This window comes from Paenibacillus aurantiacus, from assembly GCF_042431225.1.
GTDB lineage: Bacteria > Bacillota > Bacilli > Paenibacillales > Paenibacillaceae > Paenibacillus_Z > Paenibacillus_Z aurantiacus.
Genome location: NZ_JBHMDO010000038.1, coordinates 158430 through 178858, shown reverse-complemented (window position 1 = coordinate 178858; position 20429 = coordinate 158430). Strand labels below are relative to the sequence as shown.

Genomic DNA, 20429 nt, shown 5'->3' with positions numbered 1-20429 from the left:
ATCCGGGAACAACAGCGATCGGAAGAACATGCGACCGCGCAGTGGATGCGGTAACCAAAACATTGCATTTGAAAACGGGGGTGTCCCAACGTCATCTTTTCGATGACTTTTGGGACACCCCCTTTTTGCGCATCGCGACTTGTATCTAGGTTAGGGTATCTGTATCTAACTTTGGGCGTGAGAGAATTAATCAGAGTAATAGGTTAAATAAGTTGAATTAAGGTATAATATCTATAAAGGAGGGATTTGCATGACACGGTTAAAGGTCGATACTGTGAAGCGTAAACTCGAGCCGTTGCTGTCCAGTAATAGTCCGATGAATGTTACATTTACGCCTGAGGAGATCCGCGCGGTCTATCAGATCTTGTTTGAGCGGGATGATGAGCAGGGAAACGATGCAAATCAAGATAACTTCGTGGTTAGTGGTTCGCCAATAGACCTCCCACAATTGAAGCAACAAGAAGAAAGAGAGTATTTTACTGTCGAGGAGGCCGCTGCTCATTTCAGAATTAGTAAGCAGGCTATATATAAATGGATCCATAGTGGAAAAATTGAATTCGAGCGGACTTTGGAGGATAGCCGCGACATTCGAATTCCGAAAGCTCAATTTAAGAATGTTGGTTCGGCTACTGCAGAGTTTCGCAAGCGGGGGCGCGCAATATTGGGAACGGATCGGTTGGAGCTTAGCAATCCTTCGGATGTCTTTCGGTCAGAAGAAGGCGATACATGACCGATACGCGAGTCCGCATTATTTGGGATACGAATGTTTTCGTCCAGGCGCTCATCATGGGGCAAGAGCAAATACTGGACTACTTGGATGACTTGATCTGGCAGTCGGAACAGGAGCTCATTGATCTTATTGTTCCGAAGGCGGTTCAAGCTGAATTATACGGAATCTTGCGCGCCGGCCGTCTTAACCGCATTAATGACGCTGGCGAGAAGGTGAGGAACTACGCCTTTTCGCATTCTGAAGTCATGTACTTGCTCGAAGCATTTCCGACTCTATTCGATTTCGATTTCCTTTCTGAGCTAGAGGCATATGCTTGGCCGGCAGATCTGGACTATAAGTACACGTTGTTCGCGATCCTACATGCAGAGTACGGCTGGTCAGATTGGGGGCAGTCCGTGATCGAAACCCGACTGCTTCACAGCGTAGAGCACTTAGGGTTGAAAGATCAGCTCGATTTTCCGATTATGGCGGCGGCCTTAATAGAAGGAATTGATTTGTTGGTTAGCTCGAACATGAAGGATTTTATCGATGCGCTCGGTAAGATTCGCGTGATGAAGTCCCATGATGCCCGGCGTTTTGACCATTTTTCTCTTCATCGTGATTCAAGCGACTATGAATAGTACAAGCCCTTATTCCAAAGATGCCCTGATGCGGGGTGTCTTTTTTTCTGTTATCCGGGCTTTGCTAGCGACTGATTGATTCTCAACATACAAAATAGAGCGGGGCGAAAAGCTTCTTCTAGTCAAGGCTCGTCCATCTCCGGCGCATCCAGCACCGAGCTTGCCGGGACATTCGTAATGGAACGTTTGCCCTCCAAATTGATTTCGATTTCCGCCATGATTTGTTCCAGGCCGATCGGTTCGGGCGATTCCGCATGCTCGTTTGACGTTGTCATTCCATGACCTCCATGTTTTGGCATTTGCCATTAGCATGTCATGCGGAGGGATTGATCATGCATGTGCATGGCGATCTATTCGCTCGGCTTGCCTGGTGGTACAATCAGACCAGAATGCATGTATTTGTCGGTAGGGGAGACGAACATGAGCAGTCGCAAGCAAATGTTGCTGGATACGGCCCTGACGCTGTTTATCGGTCAAGGGTACGCAGGCACGACCATCCAAATGATTTTGGACCGCTCCGGCGTGTCGAAAGGGACCTTCTACAAATTTTTCAACTCCAAGGAAGAATGCTTCCACGCCATCCTTGAGCAGCGGCTGCAGGAGGATCTGCATATCCGCAAATCGCTGGAGGCGAACGATTACGCATCGGACTTCGAGCTGCTGGTGGACCAGATCGCCGTGCCGATGGCCTCGCCGGACAAGGAGCGGGTGTGGGGGCTGTTCTGGACCGGCTTCTATTCCGGCGAAATCCAGGCGGCCGATCTGGGCCGGGTTCAGTTGAAATGGCTGGCCGAGCGGTTCGTCCGATTGTACGGGGAAGCGATTCGGCCGTATGCGTACGAAGGCGCGGTATTGTTCTATGGCATGCTGCACCAAGTCGCCAACACGTGGCGGAATTTTCATCGTCCCGATCCCGATTGGCAGGAGGCCGTGCCGAAGCTGCTCCGGCATATCGAGCTGGTGCTAAGCGCGATGCGGGAGCGGCGAGAGCACGTATTCGACCTGACGACGTTATCGCGCATCAGCTCGGGCGAGTACCCGAAGCGGCCCGATCAGGCCGCCATTACCGAGGAGCTTCGCGCCTTTGACCGGACCGTCCAGCGGTCGGAGGAGTCGCTCAAGGCGAAGGAGTTGACCAAAGGACTGCTGGAGCTGCTTGCGGCGGACGAGCTCAACGTGTCGGTTATGGAGGCGGTGCTGCATGCCTTCGGCCAGAGCTTCGCTTCGGAGGAGCTAAGGCGGGAGGCAGGACGAATCGCGCAAGGCTGCTGGTGGTATCTAGAGCAGCGCGAACATGAATAGAGCGGAATCGACATTTCGAAGAAGAACAGCCGGCGCTATGCCGGCTATTTGCATGCCTTACAAGCATATAGGTTCACGCTTATCACCGCTTCACCTTGACATACAAGAAGGGATAAGTTTCGCGCTTATCCAACATCTTGTATGTCTTTGGCATGAAATCCGCTTCGCCGTATGAAGGCAACGGCAGCCGTTCAATCTGGATTCAACCGCGAAATGTACTAATCGTATAGTCAATTTACCTACATTAAAAGGATTTCGAGATTGGTTGTTTGGTTGGATTAACGTGAAATAGACGGGTCGTATAAAATGGGAATGGCTAGAGGATGCAAGTGCTCGCGTTGCTGCAATCGCGATAATGACGGAGGTGCAATGATGTATAACAAAGTCATATCGATCCAAGACATTACGGCGTTCCGCTCGAGATCGGAGGAATTCTTCCCGCTCGAATGGTACAAGCGGATGCTGGCCGACCATCCGGTCTATTACCATGAGGCGACGGATACGTGGAACGTGTTCCGGTACGAGGACGTCAAGCAGGTGCTCAGCAATCATCAGATCTTCTCCAGCGAAGGCGAGCGAACGGCGATCGCGGTTGGGGCGAAGAACAAGGAGGGCGGCATCCCGGACAAAATCAACCTGACGCTCAAGGACCCGCCCGAGTCGACGAGACGGCGTTCGCTCATCTCCGCGGCGTTCACGCCTCGCGCGCTGGACAACTGGGAGCCTCGCATCCGGCAAATCGCGAATAAGCTGGTCGAAGAAATGAAGCCGGACGGCCCGGTCGATCTCGTGCAGACGTTGGCCGCGCCGCTGCCGTCCATGGTCATGGCCGACTTGTTCGGCGTGCCGACGGATGACAGCGCGCTGTTCAAGAACTGGGTCGATATTTTGTTCCAGCCTCTGGAGAAAGGCAGCGAGCAGGAGACGGAATTGCGCAAAATGTCCGCGGCGAAGCAGTATTACGAGTATTTGTACCCGATCGTCGTCCGGAAGCGGTCCGATCCCGCGGATGACATCATCTCCGATCTGCTGCAGGTCGACATCGAGGGCGAGCGGTTCAACGACGACGAAGTCGTGCGCACGACGATGCTGCTGCTCGGCGCGGGGGTCGAGACGACCAGCCATATGATGGCCAGCCTCTTCTATTCGCTGCTCTACGATGATCCGCAGCTGTACGAGCAATTGCAGGGCGACCCGGGGCTTGTCCCGCAGACGGTGGAGGAGATGCTCCGGTACCGGTTCCACATTTCCAAGCGGGATCGGACGGTCAAGCAGGACACCGACGTGCTGGGCGTAGAGATGAAGAAAGGCGCTGTCGTCATCGCGTGGATGAGCGCGGCCAACATGGATGAGCAGATGTTCGCCAATCCGTTCACGCTCGACATCCACCGGGGCAACAGCAAGAAGCATTTGACCTTCGGTAATGGTCCGCACTTCTGTCTGGGCGGACCGCTGGCCCGATTGGAGCTGAACATCGCGCTGACGGCGTTCCTGCAGCGCTTCCGCCGTATCGAGCCGGTGGCGTTCGATTTGGAGAAGAGCCTCGTAACATCGGCGCCGGGCCAATCGCTCACGCAACTGCCGATGAGGGTCATGCAGTAACGACGAACGATCGAATGATTGAATGATCAAAATTATTGAAGTGTCGCATAGATTTCTATCGATAACGCCGATCCTGGGGGCCGTGCTATAGTGAGGTCAATCACCCATCATCCCATTCGGAGGTTATCCCTATGACAACACAATCGCTTCATTCCCTTGTTCTCGAGACACCCGCTGCGTCGCCGACCGATATTCATCGGCATTATATGAATAAGCTCGCCATGGAGACGGACGTCGCGGACGTCCACTACGACAGGCAGCATGGTCTCGACGATTTCGTGCTAATCGACGTTCGCAGCTCGAAGGCTTATGAAGAATGCCATATTCCGGGCGCGATCAACTTGCCTTCCGGTCAGATCAGCGAAGAGACGACCGCGGCTCTCGCCACGGATCGCACGATCGTCGTCTACTGCTGGGGCCCGGCCTGTAATGGCGCGACCAAGGGAGCGGCACGTCTGTCCGCGCTTGGTTTCCGGGTGAAAGAAATGCTCGGCGGCATCGAATATTGGCGGAAGGAAGGCAATGAAGTGACGGGCACGCTCGGTCATTCGGCGAACATGGTCGGCTGAGCATGAGAAAGCCCGCTGTTACCTGCTCCATTGGCATCGTCATTTGCATGGAACGACGGAGTCTGCATGATGTCTCCTGCGCTGGGAAAACTAGGTGCGCCCCTTGCGAAGGAGGATGAGCGAATGGAGCAGGAACCGGTGAGATCTTCGCCTGTCTACGATGAAATAGAAGCGGTCATCGAGGCGCGTGAAGAAGCGGAGGCGGAGGAAGCTAATCTGGCCATGGAGCGCGAATTCCATGGCGAGTCGGAGCAGGAGCGTATTGTGCGGGAGGCGGGCTACTCGCCGCCGTTCTTCCGCAATTGATCGGCAGGAGAGCCCGGCCATGGCGGCCGGGCTTCTGTCTGCTCGGAAGAGCCTACATGGGGGTAATTTCCTTGTAATAACCGTCATCTATAGGTTACATAAAATTAATTGATAGCACTTTCAACGAATGGCTGTTCTCTTCCAGCCCCGCTCTCGTTTATAATTAAGCCAAGTAAATAAATGAGGATTAAGGTGGTCGCGCATGAGCAACTGGCATAAAGTAGAGATTCATGACGGCATCGAATATGGGATTACAGATGACGGCGACGAGTTTTGGGAAGCAGAGATTCAGCATGTCGGCGAGCAGGCTGGCGACGTCACCGATCTGATCGCGGTGAAGGTCATCTACGACGAGGATCGTCAGGAGATTCGCACCGAAGTTCGCTACTTGGAGGATGGGGCAGAAGCGCTGCCGCAAGCCGAGCCGCTCATCGCGGAGGCCAAGGCGAAGCTGGTTCAAGCCGTGAACGAGGAACTGGGCACGACGTTCGAGTAAGTGGAAGCCGTATAGTTATGTTGTTCTATGGCGAAGTCAGATTTCGAGAAGTGTGCGTAATACGCGCACGAACCATTCACGAGCAGATTGCCGCGGCAGTCTGCTCCTTTTTGCGTTGGCGAGGAAGAGCGAATACCCGCAACATTGTCTGTTCTGAATGCGTCTGGATGTTGAATAAGAAGTGATTGGAAGGGGGGATGCGGGTCGTGAAAGTGAAGCGGGCGCGATCGGCACTCATCCCGAAGGGCATCTGCTTATCAAGCCCGACTCGAATGCGAACGTACGCCCTTTGGGGGCGCCGAGCTGCTACGGGCTGGAGACCGACCTCAGCTGGACGGGAAACTATGAAGCTTGGTGGGAACCCGCAGCCGGCGGACCTTCTGCCAAGGTCGTAACCTTCCCGGTCGACTTCGAAATCATCCAACCTTCCGAAGAACCGGTTAAGCTGCAGATGATCACCTTGGGGGATACCAATCTGTTTGCCTATGTTCCGCGTTATACGGATTGTCATGCGCTCGAGACTTATCTGCTGGGCATCGAGGGCGGACAGGCGTTCCCGATTGCGTTCGACCTGAAATCCGGTCCGCCTTCTTCGCGCATCGGCCAACATCCCCAGCATCCGCTTCGCGTCGAGAACGATGAACTTATCCTTTATGGAGGAGTGGACTATGCCAATATCTCGGCTCATTAGCCTTCTGTTCACGATTGAACAGAGGGCTGTTTGAATTGCAGGAATATCGGCTGGCAACAATCGAATTAGTAAGAGATAAAGTAAAGATCCGCTATTGAAGCGGATCTTCAGGTTAGAAATTATATACACTTTCGCATTCTTCCCCCGTCGGCTGATAAAAACAGTGAAGTTTGTATCGTCCTACGTGCGGTTGGTTATACCAAACCGGCGGGCAAGGCAGGGGATTTTCAGCCGTTCCGGGACGGAAATACCAAAGGGAATATTTGGCCGGCCAATACCGCTCTCCATTTACAACCTTTTGCGCTAGACGGCGTTCTCTGTCTCTAGCCTTCTCGTAATACATGCCATGTTGCAGCGCTTCAAACGCATGCGGCTGATTAATCATTTCGGGTATGGTCCGAAGTCCTTTAAAATCAGAGCAATTCGCTCTTATCCGGTTGATCCCGACATTCCCGACAAGGAGCATGCCCATTTCGCCTTCACCCACAGCCTCGGCTCGAAGCAACCTGGCCAACATGTCAATATCTCCGCTCCTGGCTTTAACGACTGCCATCGGTTCACCTCGCTACATTGTTCTATCATCATCATATTGTCGGGCAACGGATTTGTTACGACGGTTTTGTTATGTAGTTCTTAAAAAGATGTCCAGGTAAGGGATCGTTATGCGTCCAAGACGGCACGGCCATCATGTTAACGTCGAGCACTACGGAATAAGGGAGGACGGAAAGATGAAGCTGCTTGCGAGAATAACCGATCTCAAGGTGACGGGAGACGTCGCCGCGGAGCTGGAACAAGTGTCGAGACATGCTTCGCGCGGCGTGCTGTGGAAGGATGACATGCAGGTGGCCATGATGTATATGTCCACCGTGAATGTATACAAGCTGCCCGGCGGGGGAGTCGACGAGGGGGAGGACATCGAGGCCGCGTTTATCCGGGAAATCCGCGAAGAGACCGGCTTCGAGGCGGAGATTACGCATGCGCTGGGCATCGTGGACGAGCATAAGCAGCGCACCGGGTTCCTGCAGCGGTCTTATTGCTACATGGCGAGGGCTATTCGCCAATTGGGCGCAGCCGCGCTCACGGAGAACGAAACGGAGCTGGGGATGTACGCGGTGTGGATGCCGGTCGGCCAGGCTTTGGACGCCTTGGACGCCTCGCTTCGGGATAGCGACGATTATGCTTTGCGGTTCATGGTCATGCGCGATAAGCGAATCTTGGAGGAAGCGAGCCGCGTGCTGCTGGGCAAGGCGGGTCCCCGGAATGAGGGAAGCCGATGAATATCTTACAGGTCGGGATGTCCGGCGCGGGCAAAAGCACGCTCGGCGTGCGGAACAACGTAGCGATGAAGAACATGGTGTGGCGAAAGGCGAAACCAAGGAGGGCTGCCGCGTGATTTATGTCGTACGGCACGGTCAAACGGATCTGAACAAAGAAGGAAAGCTCCAAGGCAGATCGGGCTTGCCGCTTAACGAGGCAGGCATCGAGCAAGCGGAACGACTTCGAGACAAACTGGCATCTATCGCATTCGATTACGTCTATACCTCGCCTCAACGAAGAGCGGTTCAGACGGCGGCAATCGCAACAGGCCTACAACCTGTGATCGATGAAAGGTTGGATGTCTTTGATCTCGGCGAGGCGGATCTGTTGCGTAGAGAAGAAGTCAGAATGAAGGGCATCGTGCCGGATCCCGCGTTCTATAAAGGCGTTGAGGAAGTGCCGGCTTTCGTCAATCGAATCTTCACCTTCATGAAGGAACTGACGGCCATGCATGCAGACCGCGAGGTTAACATCTTGATCGCCGGACACCGATGTACGACGGGCTGCATCGGCGCTTATTTCAACGGTATCCCCGAGGACGGCAACATTCTTAGATTCTCGTCCGGTAACGGCGAATATAACGTATATCCACGCAAGCCTTGAGAGAACAAGAGTAATAGCTTCGTGAGTAATGCAAGGACAAATTATGGATAAGAGAGGGAGCATGCGAGGATGGATTTCAATACGGTCATGCAGGAATTAGAAGCGCTGGGCAAGGAGCGTCTCAAGAAAATGTATATGGGCAATGGCGCTCACGAGCCGGTATTCGGCGTGGCTACGGGCGCGATGAAGCCGCTCGCGAAGCAGATCAAGCTCAATCAGCCGCTGGCCGAGCAGCTGTACGCGACGGGGAACTACGATGCGATGTATTTCGCCGGCATTATTGCCGATCCGAAAACGATGACGGAGGCCGATTTCGATCGTTGGATGGACGGAGCGTATTTCTACATGCTCTCGGATTACGTCGTCGCGGTCACGTTGGCCGAGGCTGATATCGCGCAGACGGTCGCCGATCGATGGATCGCAAGCGACGAAGAGCTCCGGCGGTCGGCCGGGTGGAGCTGTTATTGCTGGCTGCTGGGCAGTCGCAAGGACAGCGAGTTCAGCGCAAGCAAGCTGTCCGGCTTGCTGGACCTGGCGCAGCAGACGATCCATGATGCGCCGGATCGGGTAAAATCCGCGATGAATAATTTTATCTACACGGTGGCGATCTCTTATGTGCCGCTTCACGACAAGGCGGTCGTGACGGCCGAGGCGGTAGGCGGGGTTGAACTTGCGCGGAGCAAGAAAGTGCTGCATGCTTCCGAGTCGATTCGCAAGGAGCTGGAACGCGGGAGGCTTGGCTTCAAACGCAAATATGTGAGGTGTTAGGATCGGATTGCGCCCGGCCTGGCAACTTATTCGGGCACGAATCGTTGCGAAGCGGCGCTCCGCCCCCGCTATACTGAAGGCGAAAGGAGGGAAGGCGATGGAGTGGCTGAAACGAATGAACCGGGCGATCGACTATATCGAAGCCAACTTGGACGGAGAGATTGAGCTGGGCGAAGTCGCTCGCATGGCTTGCTGCTCGACCTACCAGTTCCAGCGGACGTTCTCGTTCATCACGGACGTGACGCTGGCCGAATATATTCGGCGCAGACGGCTGACGCTTGCGGCGCTCGAGCTGCAAGATGGCGGGTCTGCGAAAGTGGTCGATATCGCGATGAAGTACGGCTACGAATCGCCGGTCTCGTTCGCAAGGGCGTTCCATGCGCTGCACGGGATTACGCCGGCGATGGCCCGTCAGGACGGGATCGCGCTCAAAGCCTACCCCCGGCTGTCCTTCCTTATCACGATCAAAGGGGCAGAGGCCATGAATTATCGGATCGAGACGAAGGGGAGCTTTGACGTGTTCGGCATTGAGGGCGTATTCCGGACCGACGGAAGCGGGGAGGCGCCGCAGACGCCTGCCCAGCTGTGGGAGCGGCATCACGCGAACGGGGACGTGAAGCGGCTTGAAGCGCGGGCGGGCGAGCTGCCATCGTTCGTTGGCCAGTATCTGCATCCCGTCCATGCCGTGTGCAGCTACCGGAAGACCGGACCGGATACGTTCCCGTACATGCTGTGCGCCTTCAAGGACGAAGCGAGCGACACGGACGGGTATACTACGGTGACGATTCCCGCGCATACGTGGGCGATCTTCCCGTCGGAGCCGCATACATGGGATCAATTCGGCAACACGATCGAAACGCTGTACCGCCGCTTCTACACCGAATGGCTCCCGACAGCGGGTTACGAGCAAGTGGACGGAGTCGAGTTCGAAATGTACGGCGCCAAGGACGGTCTTAATTATGTCGAGCTTTGGTTCGCGGTTCGCAAAGCGTAACAGGCCATCGGTTTGTTGCGGATAAGGATTCAGGCAGTCGATCAGACGATCGGCTGCCTTTTCTTTTCACCGCCGGCACGGGATTGGAGCTTCTTGACTTTGGCGATCGTGTCGTCGTTCGCCGGTACATTGATCGTCACGGTGAGATGGGGAGCATTGGTCACTTGGAAGGAGATTTGATCGAAAATGAGCAGCCCGGCCGTCGGATGATAATTGATCTTTTGTCCCTCGGGCCCACTCATGACGTGATGCTGCGGCCACCATGCCCGGAATTCCTCGCTTGCTTGATTTAACTCCTCGATGAATGCCATCCACCACGGATCGCCGGGATATTTGCCATAATTGGCCCGAAAGGAGGCCAAGCGGTGCCGGGCGTGGCTCTCCCAGTTCTCCCGCAGCAGCTGCCGGACGTACGGCGACATGAATGTCCGCCAGACCGCATTGCGATCGCGCGCAGACATCGCCCCGTAATTGCCGTAAATCTCGGTCGCAAGCGGATTCCACGCCACGATATCCAGCCGCGGATCGGTCACGAGCGCGGGACTTGCCTCCTGTTGATCGAGGAACCTTTGCAAGGTGGGCGGAATCACGCTCTCGGCTGGCGTCCGTTCGGCCGGCAGCGATTGAGACGCCAGAAGAAAGAGGTGGCTGCGTTCGTTGTCGTCGAGCCGGAGCGTCCGGGCGATGCATTCCAACACCTGGGCGGATACTTGAATGTCTCGCGCTTGTTCTAACCATGTGTACCAATCTACGCTGATGCCCGATAACTGGGCGACCTCGGCTCGTCGCAGTCCAGGCGTGCGTCTTCGGCCTTCAGTAGGCAAGCCGGCCTGCTCGGGAGATATGCGGGCTCGCCTCGTCTTCAGGAACTGAGCCAGCTCATGCAGCCGTTCCTTAGCAGCTTGCTCCATAGGTTTCATTCCTCGCTTTTGTCCTTTTGTCGATTTCGAATGTAGGAGTACGACTCCTAGGATAAACGCTCAACTCGTTCTCGCATGTGCCTAATTATACACTGGTTCTGGAAGAGCGGTAGATCATTCGATTTGGAAGGAAGGGGAATTTCATCGTGGACAACGCACTAGAAGCACGGACGAAAGCGACCGGGAACCGGGCCCAGGGCCTTCTGCTATTCGGCATTTCGCTCGGCTATTTCATGGTACTTCTCGATACGACAATCATAAGCGTGGCGCTGCCCGCGATTCGCGCTGACTTGGGAGGCGGCATATCCGGCCTACAATGGATCGTGAACGCCTACACGATCGTATTCGCGGGCTTGCTATTATCCATGGGATCGATTGCGGATAAGCTGGGGGCCCGACGCGTCTATATTGGGGGCGCAGCGCTATTCCTTGTCGCGTCGGCCTTATCGGCGGCGGTCTCCTCGCTGGGCGCCCTGATCGCCCTGCGCATCGTGCTCGGCGCGGGAGGGGCGGCCCTGCTGCCGGCCTCGCTCACCCTCATTGCCCATGCTTTCCCGGATCCGAAGGAGCGGGCTCGGGCGCTTGGCATATGGGCCGCATTTACTGGCATGGCGCTTGCGGCCGGTCCGGTAGTAGGCGGAATCCTGGTCGATTCGGTTGGCTGGCGCAGCATTTTTCTCTTGAATGTGCCGCTTGCTCTGATCAGTCTGACAACGACGCTGCTGTTCACCAAGAGAGAACGTCCTCAATCGCGCCAACATCTGGACTTGAACGGTCAAGTATTGGCCATTGCAGCGATTGTCGCCTTGTCCTTCGGACTCATGAAAGGGGGATCGTACGGATGGAGCTCAGCCGTCATTGTGACGGTGTTCGGCGTGGCGTTGGCCAGCGCCGTGCTCTTCGTAATCGTGGAGCGGAGGGGCAAGTCGCCGCTGCTCCCGCTGCAGTTATTCCGGAATCCTGCCGTCTCGGCGGGCATGATTGCCGGGATGATCATGAACCTTGGGCTTTCGGGCATTCTGTTCGTCCTGCCGTTATTTTTCCAGCAGCTGCGCGGATTATCGGCTTATTCGGCGGGCCTCGCCCTTCTTCCGATGATGATTCCGATGGTCGTCAACCCGATATGGGTGGGGCGAATCGTGCCTCGCGTCGGGGCGAGAACATTCACGACGATCGGATTTGGCCTTGGCGCGCTCGGCACGTGGATGCTCGTCGGTGTCGATGTTCATACGAGCGATCTTCGCACGATTCTGGGGCTGCTGCTGTTTGGTTTCGGGGTGACGTTCACGATCCCGCCGCTCGTGACCGCTGTCGTCTCCTCCGTTCCCAAGGAGCTGACCGGCGCCGCGTCGGGAGCGCTGAATGCAAGCCGGCAGCTCGGCGCGACGCTGGGCGTTGCCGTCCTTGGCGCGATTATCGACGGAAGCGGATCGTTCGTCTCCGGCATGCACGCCGCGCTCATGCTGACCACCATCATTCTGCTCGGGGGCAGCCTGCTCTCGTTCTTCTTCATGGGCAGCAGTAAGAAAGGGAAGGCAGTGTAGATCAAGCTGTTAACCAGTACAGGGAGCAGCGGTGCAGATTTCCCGTCATGATTCGTGGGGGGGATTGAGGCAGCTATCCAGCGGCATGCAACCTTCAAGACGTACGGTCCGTTAAATACCACATGGAGGAAGTTTCCATGTCGGGTGGACTGTGAGGAGGCTTGCTAACGGATGAAAAGGCGAATGACAGCCATCGGGATGCTGATTCTCGTAATTGGCGCGATGTGGATGATTGATCGGATGATTCCCCGTTCCATCGACATGACGCTGACGGGGGTGAAGGTCCGGCTTGGGACTGATGGTGTGAAGGCGGGGACGGAACCAGCCGTGGTTATTCTGCAAGGAAAGTTGTATACGAGCCTAAGCGGGAAACGTACATTTAAAGGCGAAGCGACTGTCGCCGGCGAGCAGATTCCGGTCCCGCGCGATCAGCGCAAGCTGACGATTCATTTTGCGAAAGAAGGCTGGGGCGCTATGTCTTATCCTTATCTTGTGAACGGCGGGCAAGGAGCTCCCGTAAGAACAGAAATTTACCAGTCGCATCTTATCTTTGCCAATGAAGATTTCACCCAGGTAAGTTTGCTATTAGCGAACCGTATGACAGATTCCAATGGAAATTACAAGCAGACCGTCTGGGACCCGGAGAACGGCATGGCGATCTCGGCTCCTGCCGCGACGCGCGACGAGGCGCTGGCTATATCGGATACGTTAATGCGCGAGTATTTGGAGTCGTTGCGGTAAGCCGTTGCGCTGGATGCGAATAAGCGAACCGCCAATAACAAAATCGCCTGAACCTTCCGCAGAAGGTCCAGGCGATTTTGTTTAGTTATCCAAGTAAGCGATCGATTCTACTCCTGTATCGTCATGAGCAGGTATACGACCTTGGCGCATTCCGCGCGCGTAGCCGGTTTGGCCGGCGCGAAGAGTCCGCCGCCTTGGCCTTGAAGAAGGCCAAGCGTCACCGCTTTGGCGATGTAGCTCTTCGCCCAGGCGCTCATGGATGCGCCATCCTTGAAGCCTGCCATCGCGTTCGCATCAGCTTGGATCTCGCCGTACTTCCACTCGTACGCCTTCACGAGAATGACAGCCATTTCTTGGCGCGATAATTCGCGGGTAGGCTGGAATTGGCCCTTGCCGTCGCCTTGCATGATGCCGGCTTCGGTCAATGCTTGAGCAGCCCCGGCGTACCAGCTGTCTGCCGCAACGTCAGTGTAGCTCGCGCTTGTTCCGCCGCTCGGGATGCCTAAGGCGCCGGCGATCAGCTTGGCGAATTCGGCTCTCGTCGCGACTTTGCCCGGCGCGTAATGCTTCGCGTCCGTTCCATTCACCACGCCGCGCTCGGCCAGCTTCTGAATGTAGCTGTGCGCCCAGTGGGATTGCGGCACGTCCGCGAACTTCGCCGCGCCGCTGCTGCTGCCTTGGCCGGAGCCGCTGCTGCTGCCTTGGCCGCCGCCGCTGCTGCTGCCTTGGCCGCCGCCGCTGCTGCTGCCTTGGCTGCCGCCGCTGCCGATGTTTTCGTTACCGGGAGGCTTATCGCCGCCGCTGTTCTCGCTGCCGGCAGGCTTATCGCCGCCGGTATTGCCGCCCGTTCCCGGGCTCGGGGTCACGGGATCAATCGGACTCGGATTCCCGGTTCCGGCGTTGCCGGTCGTGAAGCTCCAAATATCGGACAGCGTGCTGCCGGTGTTGTTATCTTCGGCGCGCACATACCATTGATACAGCTGGTCGGCATTCAGATTGCTCCACGTGACCGAGGCGTTGCCGCCGCTCACGACGCCGTCAACCTTGCCGATCAATTGATCCGTATAGATGTTGACGCCCAGATAGTCGGTTGCGACCTGCTTGTTCATCGTGCCAAGGTCGACGTCCAGATCGAACTCGTCCTTCTTCGGATATTCGGCCGGATCGTAGTAATTATAATCGTCCAGATAAGGCGAGTACGTCTTCACGTGCACCTTGTTGTTATCTAGATCGAATTGCAGCAGACGGATGTAGCCGAGGCCGCCCATCTCCGCGCCTTGGTAGTCGGCGAGCATCTGGTAGACCTTGCGATCGGGCTTGCCGTCGCCGTTGTCGTCGATTTCGTCCACCAAATTCTCGGCGTCGTGGTAATGGCCGCTCAGCGTCATGATGACGTTCTTGTTCGGCACGACGACGCGCTCGTAGATCTCGTCGGCGATCGGCGCGCGATTGGCCGAGACGAGCATATATTCGTGGAAGGCGAGGATCGCCTTGCGGTCCGGATGCTCGGAGACGATTTTGTTCACCCATTCGATCTCCGCATCCCCGATATTCCAGCCCATGTACACGATGATGAAATCATTGCCGCCCGCCGACACGAGGTCATAATGGCCGCGATTGTTCTGGTACGAGGCGCCGTAGGTCGGTTGGCTGTTGAAGCGATTCTCGCCGTAATGCTCCCAATAATAGCGGTAGTCGCCGGATTGATGCGCCACGTCATGGTTACCGGCAAGCACGCCGTATGGAATGCCCGACTTGTCGAGAATGCTCATCGACTTATTGGCGTTCTCCCACTGGTACGGCTGGTCGGCCTCGTCCACGATATCTCCGGTATGAATGACGTACCGAATCTTTTGCTGCTTCTCGTTATCTACGATCCACTGCACGTTCTTCGTATAGATTTGCGGGTAGCTCTCGGAATAGTACTGCGTATCCGACATCCAGATGAACGAGAAATCGTACGGATCCTCCGATATCGGCTTCTCGTCCTGCACGAGCACATGCAGGCTGTCGTCGGTATTGTAAGGACCGGCTTCGACCGTGCTGGTCAATTCGAAGTCTTCGGTGCCCGCGATTTTGCTCGTCAGCATGTCCCACTTCTGCTCTTCCTTGTTCCATGCGTACAGGCTTACTTTGCGGCCTTCGAGCGAGTGGCCCCGCCACTTGACCTCCACCCGATCCGTCGGCTTCACCGACTTGTCCAGGTCGATGGCGAACCGATGATACGGGAATTTCTCCGCCGAATCCGTCGTTAGGTACTTCTTATCCACCGTGCTGATCGTAGTCCAATCGTCCGCCGCCATCGCCTTCTCGCCATCTGGCGCAATCTTCTTCGGCGGCTCGGTCTCGGAGGCGCCGATGAATGCATCAAGCCCACTGCGGTTAGCCCCGTCGTAGCGGAAGCCGCGATAGAAGGAGGCCTTCTGCGTATCGCCCAGCGGGTCGGACAGCTTGACGGCCAGCAGCGGAGAGAGCGAGACGCCAGTCAGACCGTTGGTCGGCGACACCAGCGCTGGCTTGCTCGGATTCTCGTCCGGAACCGTGAATCGAATCGTCTTCGTCGCTTTATTGCCGGCTTTATCGATGGCCGTAATCTCGAAGACATGCTCGCCCTTCGCCAGCTTGCCGGAGGAAGCGGCGTAGGGCAAGTCGATCGTCGTGCCGTCGAGCTTGGCGGCGACGGATTGCACGCCTGCCAGCGGATCGGTCACGCCGGCGTTCAGCGTGAACGCGCCGCGGTAAGCTTTGCCTTCCTCGACGGATGGCTGAATCGCCGGCGCTGTGTTGTCGACCGTTACGTTCGCGGATATTTTCTTGCCGGAAGCGTCCTCGATCGAGACTGCGTGCGCTCCGTCCTGCGCGTCCGTTGTTGTCCACGCATAGGCTTTGGCCAGCAGCTCGGCTTGCGTCAAGGCGAATTGGAATTCGATGCCTGCGAGCGTATTCGCGCTGTCGCCCATAGCCAGCACTTCTTCGGGATTCGCGTATTTCGGATCGTAGATGACCGTTCCGTCCGCGAGCACCAGACGCACATTGCGAATCTTGAAATCGTCCTTGTTCTCTTCCGCCCGGTCGTCGAACGGGCCGGATTTGGTCGCCGCGCGGACCGCGATCTCATTCGCGCCTTCGGCAAGACGGCTCGCGTCGATCGGGTAGGTCAGCGTCGTCCACGTATTGATCGGGTCCATGAACGTATACAGAATTTCTTTGCCCATCGTTACCGCGTTCTTGAAGTAATAGTTGACGCCCGTTACCTCGAAGGCAAAATAAGCATCTTCCTCGAGCGCATGATACGTTGGCGCTGCTTCTTTGCCGTCCACGGCGAGTTTCAAATCATCCGCAGCCGCATGTTCCGACGTGCCCTTGATCACGCGGGCGCCGCTCATAATATCCCCGTCCTTCACGTTCAGCCGGAGATCGGCATGGCTGTGTTTGGACAGGATGTTGACTTTGAACGTATCGGATTTCACCGTATGGGTGCCGTCCGACGCTTCGAAGTAATACTCGACGGCTTGGCGTCCGACCAGCTCGGGCGAGAAGACCGCGTAGTGGAACATTTTGTCCGAATAGTCCTCGTACAAGTAGCGCTTCGTGAAAGCGGCGCCCGCGTCCGTGCGGTAATACAGCGCGACCGTCTTCACGGCGGTCTCGTCCGCCACGTCGGCCGTGATCGCCAGATTGTCCATCTCGCTGATCTCGGTCTTGCCGGTCTGATCGGCGATGACCGGCACCGAGGTATCCGCCTTCACGGCATTGGGATTCTGCGGCACCTGCACGGCTTCGATGCTGCCAGGCGATGCGGCCAGCGTGCCGGAGGCATGCGCGATCATGTCGGTTGCGCCGCCGGTCGGGTACGTATAGTGGAAGCCTTTGTTGACGACATTGGTCGTCGTGCCGTCGTAATAGGCGACGGCAATGTCCTTATGCGTGTTCGTGCCGATTGCGATGCCGCGTTTGGAGCCGTTCGCCATGCCGTCGCTGTACATTTTCACGATATCCTCACCTTCCGTAAGGCTCGTGCCGAACGCTTGGTTGAATTGGGCTACCGTGTACGCCTTGTTGGCGCTGTTGATGATCCAGAACACCAACGTCTTGCCGGGGGCGATCATCAGATCCTCGCGGTCGGTATTCCAGACAACATCCGCGTCCGGACCGCTGTCCGTATAGCGGTAGTACACTTTGTAGTCCTTAAAGTTGATCGTCTGCTGCGTGTTGTTATAGATTTCGATGAATTCGAAAGCATCCGTGCCAACCCCGGTCACGTTATCGCTGTTCGGCAGCAGCTCGGTGATGAGCAGCGGCGGAACGCCGGAATCGTCGGCAGGCGCGACCAGCTTCACGTTGAAGGCGGCCGTCTTCACGGGCTCGAGGGAACCGTCGCGCGCTTCGATGTAATAGGTCAGTTGACCGGCACCGGCCAGAGCCGCGGCCGGAATGTCGGCTTTGAACACGCCTCTATCCGCTGTCATGGCAACGCTGGCGTAAGTCTCGGCGAGATCGGTCTTATAATAGACGCTGGCGGTGGTCCCCGCGCTGCCGCCCGTAATCACGGCAGATACAGCGTACGCCAGATTGTTGTACGCGTTAACGGCCGGCGTATGCGCAATTTCGACCGGCTTCTGCACGACGGCCGGAATCAGCTGCTCGGCCGCGACCGCGCCGGGTGTAGCCGGCTTCGTACCCGGATCCGGCATCATCGCCATCTCGGCCAAGCCTGCGGCCGGGTGCTGATAGAAGATGCCTTTGTCTGCGATCGTCTGGGCGTCGTTCTGATAGGAAGCGCTTGCGACTGCCGCGCCCGCCGCATCGTAGATGACCAATTTGCGGGGATTGCTGTTATGCATGCCGCCCGTCTCCGCGAGCCGGAACAGCTGGAGGTTCTCGGTCAGGGACGTGCCGAAGTTGCCATTGAATTGTTCTGCCGTCAGACTCTTGTTGGCGGCGTTCGTTACCCATAGCACGAGGGCTTGTCCGGCCGGGATGGGCATATCCCCGGTATAGACCGGCGTCCACGGCGCCGCCGTGCCTTCATATTCATAGCTCAGCTTATAGTCCTTGAAATTGATCGTCGCATTCGTATTATTGTAGACTTCGATGAACTCATACGCGTCGTAGCTCTTACCATCTACGCCTGTCACGTTGGACGTATCCGGCACAAGCTCGGTGATGAGCAGCGACGGTATAACCGAAGGTACGGTCGGTACGTTCGGTTCTGTCGGAGCGGTCAACTGCACCGTATATTCCGCCGACTTCACAGGCTCATCGCTGCCGTCCTGTGCTTGTATGTAATAAGTCAGCTCGCTCGCGCCAATCAGACTCGCGCTCGGAATCGACGCTGAGTAAGCGGTGCCCGATGCGGTCATCGGAAGAGCGGCATAGGTCTGCTGCAGGTTGGTCTTGAAGTAGACCGATCCGGCGACCGTCGCGCCGCCGGTAATAACGGCGTCCACCTTATAATCTTGATTAGCGGCAGCCTGCTGTCGCGGCGTATGCGTAATCGTCCTCGCCGCCTTCACGTATGGCACAAGCTGATTATCGGCGACTTGCCCCGGCGTGGCGGACACCGTGCCGGGTTGCGGCATCATGACCATCTTATTCTCGCCTGCGGCCGGGTGTTGATAGAAAATGCCTTGATCGGGCTTGGTCTGGTCGTCGTTCTCGTACTTGGCGCTGATCACATCGGCTCCGGCGTCATCGCGAATGATCAAGGTGCGTTCGGCGCTGTTGCTCATGCCTTCGCTGGAGACGAGACGGAACAAATTAGTGCCTTCTTCCAGCGCGGTCTTGAAGTTGGCGTTGAAGCTATCGGTCGTTGCCGTCTTGCTGGCATCATTGATGACCCACAGCGTGATGGCTCCGTGCGGCGCGATGACGGCATTCGTATATTTAGGGTCCAGCTTGAGCTGGACTTCCGTTGTTCCTTTCTTCATGAACAGACCATAGCTAGCAAACTCGATCGCGGCATCCGAGTTATTGTACACCTCGATAAATTCATAACCGTCGCTGCCCGAAATATTCGCCGTATCCGGCACAAGCTCCGTAATAAGGAGCTTCGGCGCTGCCGCCAGTACAAGCAACGGCTCACCCGCGGCTAAGCTTAGGCCCGCCGGCTGCGCGATCCCCAAGAGCATCGAGCTTAATGCCGCGGCCGTTCCCCATCTTCGCAATTTTTCTGCAATTTTCATCAACATTCTCTCCTTTTCGCAAGCTGGACGGTTCTAACTTTACGTAAAGTTGAATAATGCTGCGTAAACGTTTGATGAATGTTTTGCAAAGGAACGGGCGGGTTCTATGAAAATTAGAACTGCCGGGCGTCGTCGATTGTTGTTATTTTGAAAGCATCAAGTTCGTGGAGGGGAGAGGGACAATGAAGAGCAAGTGGACGTCTGTCATCGCCTATCTGTCATCCAAATTCGCGGCGGCCGGGGCGATATTTCTTGGATTTCTCGTCGTAACGGGAGGTTCGGACCTGTATGAAACGTCGGAGATGATTCACGAGCTTCCGCTCTGACAAATGGCGTACGGGTATGCCGTCCTGTTCGCGGTCTGCGTAGACGCGGCGCTCATCAAACAGAAGGGAAGTCCGGCGAAGTTGGCCCTTACGGTGCTGCTTTATTTGCTCGGGGGCGTTCTTCCGTTCGTGATTTGGTTCCCGGGCCAATGGCTGATGGTGCTGATTGCCGGCTTCTATGGGATCGCTTGCTCGTTGGCGTTCCTAGGCGCGGCCAGCATGTTCCGGAGATGGTGGCCGTACAGCGGCGTGGTAGCCATCCTGCTGTTGTGCGCCTCCCTTTACGTGTCCGTGACCGATTTCACGCAAACCAAACATTGGACGGAGACGAGAAGCGCGGATGGATATCATGCGGAGTTCGCCTATTTTCACGGGAAGAAAGAGATTCCGGTCGAGCTGGGACGCGGGCAGACGTTGTCGTACCGGATTGACTGGCAAATGGCGAACGGTGGGGGATACGGCTATAGCCTAGAGGGCGAAGGCGTTACTTATGTAAGGGACGAGCAAGATGACGGTGGATGGATGGTGTATCGGGTGGATGAGCCATCCACGGTGCGAATTGTGGTCACGGGCGATCGCGCGCAAGGGGCGTTCACGATCAAGTGGAGGATAACCGGGTGAGCGCATGAACCTGATGCCGGCGACGAATTAGAGAACCGCTGTCAACGGTTGCGCCTTGATTCGAAAGGTCTTGTTTAATTAAGGGTCACTCCTT

General features: G+C 56.4%; 20 protein-coding genes. 16 read left to right on the top strand and 4 right to left on the bottom strand.

Annotated elements, in window-relative coordinates:
* Window positions 1-250: 250 nt before the first annotated feature.
* On the top strand, window positions 251-730 hold the full coding sequence (locus ACFFSY_RS23890) for a helix-turn-helix domain-containing protein (RefSeq protein WP_377498823.1): 480 nt from the start codon (window positions 251-253) through the stop codon (window positions 728-730).
* Window positions 727-1350: a hypothetical protein gene (locus ACFFSY_RS23885; RefSeq protein ID WP_377498821.1), complete on the top strand. Its 624-nt coding sequence runs from the start codon at window positions 727-729 to the stop codon at window positions 1348-1350. Before ACFFSY_RS23890 ends, ACFFSY_RS23885 begins: the two co-directional genes overlap by 4 nt.
* A gap of 122 nt (window positions 1351-1472) precedes the next feature.
* Here ACFFSY_RS23885 and ACFFSY_RS23880 read toward each other — a convergent pair whose 3' ends face one another.
* Window positions 1473-1625: a hypothetical protein gene (locus tag ACFFSY_RS23880; protein WP_377498819.1), complete on the bottom strand. Its 153-nt coding sequence runs from the start codon at window positions 1623-1625 to the stop codon at window positions 1473-1475.
* 145 nt (window positions 1626-1770) lie between these two features.
* On the opposite strand from ACFFSY_RS23880, the gene ACFFSY_RS23875 reads away from it, so the two are divergent.
* From ACFFSY_RS23875 to ACFFSY_RS23850, 6 genes are all read left to right on the top strand, one after another.
* Window positions 1771-2652 carry a TetR/AcrR family transcriptional regulator gene (locus ACFFSY_RS23875; protein ID WP_377498817.1) on the top strand — a complete coding sequence of 294 codons (882 nt, stop codon included), beginning with the start codon at window positions 1771-1773 and terminating at the stop codon, window positions 2650-2652.
* 372 nt (window positions 2653-3024) lie between these two features.
* Window positions 3025-4254, top strand: a complete 1230-nt coding sequence (locus tag ACFFSY_RS23870; RefSeq protein WP_377498815.1) for a cytochrome P450 — start codon at window positions 3025-3027, stop codon at window positions 4252-4254.
* 131 nt (window positions 4255-4385) lie between these two features.
* The gene (locus tag ACFFSY_RS23865; RefSeq protein ID WP_377498813.1) at window positions 4386-4823 is read left to right on the top strand and encodes a rhodanese-like domain-containing protein; all 438 of its coding nucleotides are present in this window, start codon (window positions 4386-4388) and stop codon (window positions 4821-4823) included.
* Window positions 4824-4946: 123 nt separating this feature from the next.
* The gene (locus tag ACFFSY_RS23860; RefSeq protein ID WP_377498811.1) at window positions 4947-5129 is read left to right on the top strand and encodes a hypothetical protein; all 183 of its coding nucleotides are present in this window, start codon (window positions 4947-4949) and stop codon (window positions 5127-5129) included.
* 202 nt (window positions 5130-5331) lie between these two features.
* Window positions 5332-5625, top strand: coding sequence for a hypothetical protein (locus ACFFSY_RS23855; protein WP_377498809.1), 294 nt, complete (start codon window positions 5332-5334; stop codon window positions 5623-5625).
* 181 nt (window positions 5626-5806) lie between these two features.
* Window positions 5807-6316: a hypothetical protein gene (locus ACFFSY_RS23850; protein WP_377498808.1), complete on the top strand. Its 510-nt coding sequence runs from the start codon at window positions 5807-5809 to the stop codon at window positions 6314-6316.
* A 112-nt stretch (window positions 6317-6428) separates the two neighbouring features.
* Here the strand turns inward: ACFFSY_RS23850 and ACFFSY_RS23845 are convergent, their stop codons facing one another.
* Window positions 6429-6869 carry a cell wall hydrolase gene (locus ACFFSY_RS23845; protein ID WP_377498806.1) on the bottom strand — a complete coding sequence of 147 codons (441 nt, stop codon included), beginning with the start codon at window positions 6867-6869 and terminating at the stop codon, window positions 6429-6431.
* 175 nt (window positions 6870-7044) lie between these two features.
* Here ACFFSY_RS23845 and ACFFSY_RS23840 point away from each other — a divergent pair, with 175 nt between their 5' ends.
* From ACFFSY_RS23840 to ACFFSY_RS23825, 4 genes are all read left to right on the top strand, one after another.
* Window positions 7045-7593, top strand: a complete 549-nt coding sequence (locus tag ACFFSY_RS23840; protein WP_377498804.1) for an NUDIX hydrolase — start codon at window positions 7045-7047, stop codon at window positions 7591-7593.
* Window positions 7594-7705: 112 nt separating this feature from the next.
* Entirely contained in the window at window positions 7706-8236 is a 531-nt protein-coding gene (locus ACFFSY_RS23835) for a histidine phosphatase family protein (RefSeq protein ID WP_377498802.1), read from the top strand.
* Between the two features lie 69 nt (window positions 8237-8305).
* Window positions 8306-9004 (top strand): DNA alkylation repair protein, encoded by a 699-nt coding sequence (locus tag ACFFSY_RS23830; protein ID WP_377498800.1) that lies wholly within the window; start codon window positions 8306-8308, stop codon window positions 9002-9004.
* Window positions 9005-9101: 97 nt separating this feature from the next.
* Window positions 9102-9998, top strand: coding sequence for an AraC family transcriptional regulator (locus tag ACFFSY_RS23825; protein ID WP_377498798.1), 897 nt, complete (start codon window positions 9102-9104; stop codon window positions 9996-9998).
* 41 nt (window positions 9999-10039) lie between these two features.
* On the opposite strand, the gene ACFFSY_RS23820 is transcribed toward ACFFSY_RS23825, so the two are convergent.
* A complete protein-coding gene (locus tag ACFFSY_RS23820) occupies window positions 10040-10909 on the bottom strand; it encodes a helix-turn-helix transcriptional regulator (protein WP_377498796.1) in 870 nt (289 codons plus the stop codon).
* Between the two features lie 155 nt (window positions 10910-11064).
* Here ACFFSY_RS23820 and ACFFSY_RS23815 point away from each other — a divergent pair, with 155 nt between their 5' ends.
* On the top strand, window positions 11065-12462 hold the full coding sequence (locus tag ACFFSY_RS23815) for an MFS transporter (RefSeq protein ID WP_377498794.1): 1398 nt from the start codon (window positions 11065-11067) through the stop codon (window positions 12460-12462).
* Window positions 12463-12633: 171 nt separating this feature from the next.
* Window positions 12634-13203 (top strand): hypothetical protein, encoded by a 570-nt coding sequence (locus ACFFSY_RS23810; protein WP_377498792.1) that lies wholly within the window; start codon window positions 12634-12636, stop codon window positions 13201-13203.
* Between the two features lie 107 nt (window positions 13204-13310).
* Here the strand turns inward: ACFFSY_RS23810 and ACFFSY_RS23805 are convergent, their stop codons facing one another.
* Window positions 13311-19388 (bottom strand): S-layer homology domain-containing protein, encoded by a 6078-nt coding sequence (locus ACFFSY_RS23805; protein WP_377498790.1) that lies wholly within the window; start codon window positions 19386-19388, stop codon window positions 13311-13313.
* Window positions 19389-19570: 182 nt separating this feature from the next.
* Between ACFFSY_RS23805 and ACFFSY_RS23800 the strand changes: the two genes are divergently transcribed.
* Both ACFFSY_RS23800 and ACFFSY_RS23795 read left to right on the top strand, forming a co-directional pair.
* The gene (locus tag ACFFSY_RS23800; RefSeq protein ID WP_377498789.1) at window positions 19571-19714 is read left to right on the top strand and encodes a hypothetical protein; all 144 of its coding nucleotides are present in this window, start codon (window positions 19571-19573) and stop codon (window positions 19712-19714) included.
* A gap of 3 nt (window positions 19715-19717) precedes the next feature.
* Complete coding sequence (locus ACFFSY_RS23795) at window positions 19718-20335, top strand: hypothetical protein (protein WP_377498787.1); 618 nt, start codon at window positions 19718-19720, stop codon at window positions 20333-20335.
* Window positions 20336-20429: the final 94 nt, after the last annotated feature.

Excerpts from the sequence above, each read along its gene's own strand:
- ACFFSY_RS23890 (WP_377498823.1), top strand. The coding sequence starts at position 251 with ATGACACGGTTAAAGGTCGATACTGTGAAGCGTAAACTCGAGCCGTTG.
- ACFFSY_RS23885 (WP_377498821.1), top strand. The coding sequence starts at position 727 with ATGACCGATACGCGAGTCCGCATTATTTGGGATACGAATGTTTTCGTC.
- ACFFSY_RS23880 (WP_377498819.1), bottom strand. The coding sequence starts at position 1,625 with ATGACAACGTCAAACGAGCATGCGGAATCGCCCGAACCGATCGGCCTG.
- ACFFSY_RS23875 (WP_377498817.1), top strand. The coding sequence starts at position 1,771 with ATGAGCAGTCGCAAGCAAATGTTGCTGGATACGGCCCTGACGCTGTTT.
- ACFFSY_RS23870 (WP_377498815.1), top strand. The coding sequence starts at position 3,025 with ATGTATAACAAAGTCATATCGATCCAAGACATTACGGCGTTCCGCTCG.
- ACFFSY_RS23865 (WP_377498813.1), top strand. The coding sequence starts at position 4,386 with ATGACAACACAATCGCTTCATTCCCTTGTTCTCGAGACACCCGCTGCG.
- ACFFSY_RS23860 (WP_377498811.1), top strand. The coding sequence starts at position 4,947 with ATGGAGCAGGAACCGGTGAGATCTTCGCCTGTCTACGATGAAATAGAA.
- ACFFSY_RS23855 (WP_377498809.1), top strand. The coding sequence starts at position 5,332 with ATGAGCAACTGGCATAAAGTAGAGATTCATGACGGCATCGAATATGGG.
- ACFFSY_RS23845 (WP_377498806.1), bottom strand. The coding sequence starts at position 6,869 with ATGGCAGTCGTTAAAGCCAGGAGCGGAGATATTGACATGTTGGCCAGG.
- ACFFSY_RS23840 (WP_377498804.1), top strand. The coding sequence starts at position 7,045 with ATGAAGCTGCTTGCGAGAATAACCGATCTCAAGGTGACGGGAGACGTC.
- ACFFSY_RS23830 (WP_377498800.1), top strand. The coding sequence starts at position 8,306 with ATGGATTTCAATACGGTCATGCAGGAATTAGAAGCGCTGGGCAAGGAG.
- ACFFSY_RS23825 (WP_377498798.1), top strand. The coding sequence starts at position 9,102 with ATGGAGTGGCTGAAACGAATGAACCGGGCGATCGACTATATCGAAGCC.
- ACFFSY_RS23820 (WP_377498796.1), bottom strand. The coding sequence starts at position 10,909 with ATGGAGCAAGCTGCTAAGGAACGGCTGCATGAGCTGGCTCAGTTCCTG.
- ACFFSY_RS23810 (WP_377498792.1), top strand. The coding sequence starts at position 12,634 with ATGAAAAGGCGAATGACAGCCATCGGGATGCTGATTCTCGTAATTGGC.
- ACFFSY_RS23805 (WP_377498790.1), bottom strand. The coding sequence starts at position 19,388 with ATGAAAATTGCAGAAAAATTGCGAAGATGGGGAACGGCCGCGGCATTA.
- ACFFSY_RS23800 (WP_377498789.1), top strand. The coding sequence starts at position 19,571 with ATGAAGAGCAAGTGGACGTCTGTCATCGCCTATCTGTCATCCAAATTC.
- ACFFSY_RS23795 (WP_377498787.1), top strand. The coding sequence starts at position 19,718 with ATGGCGTACGGGTATGCCGTCCTGTTCGCGGTCTGCGTAGACGCGGCG.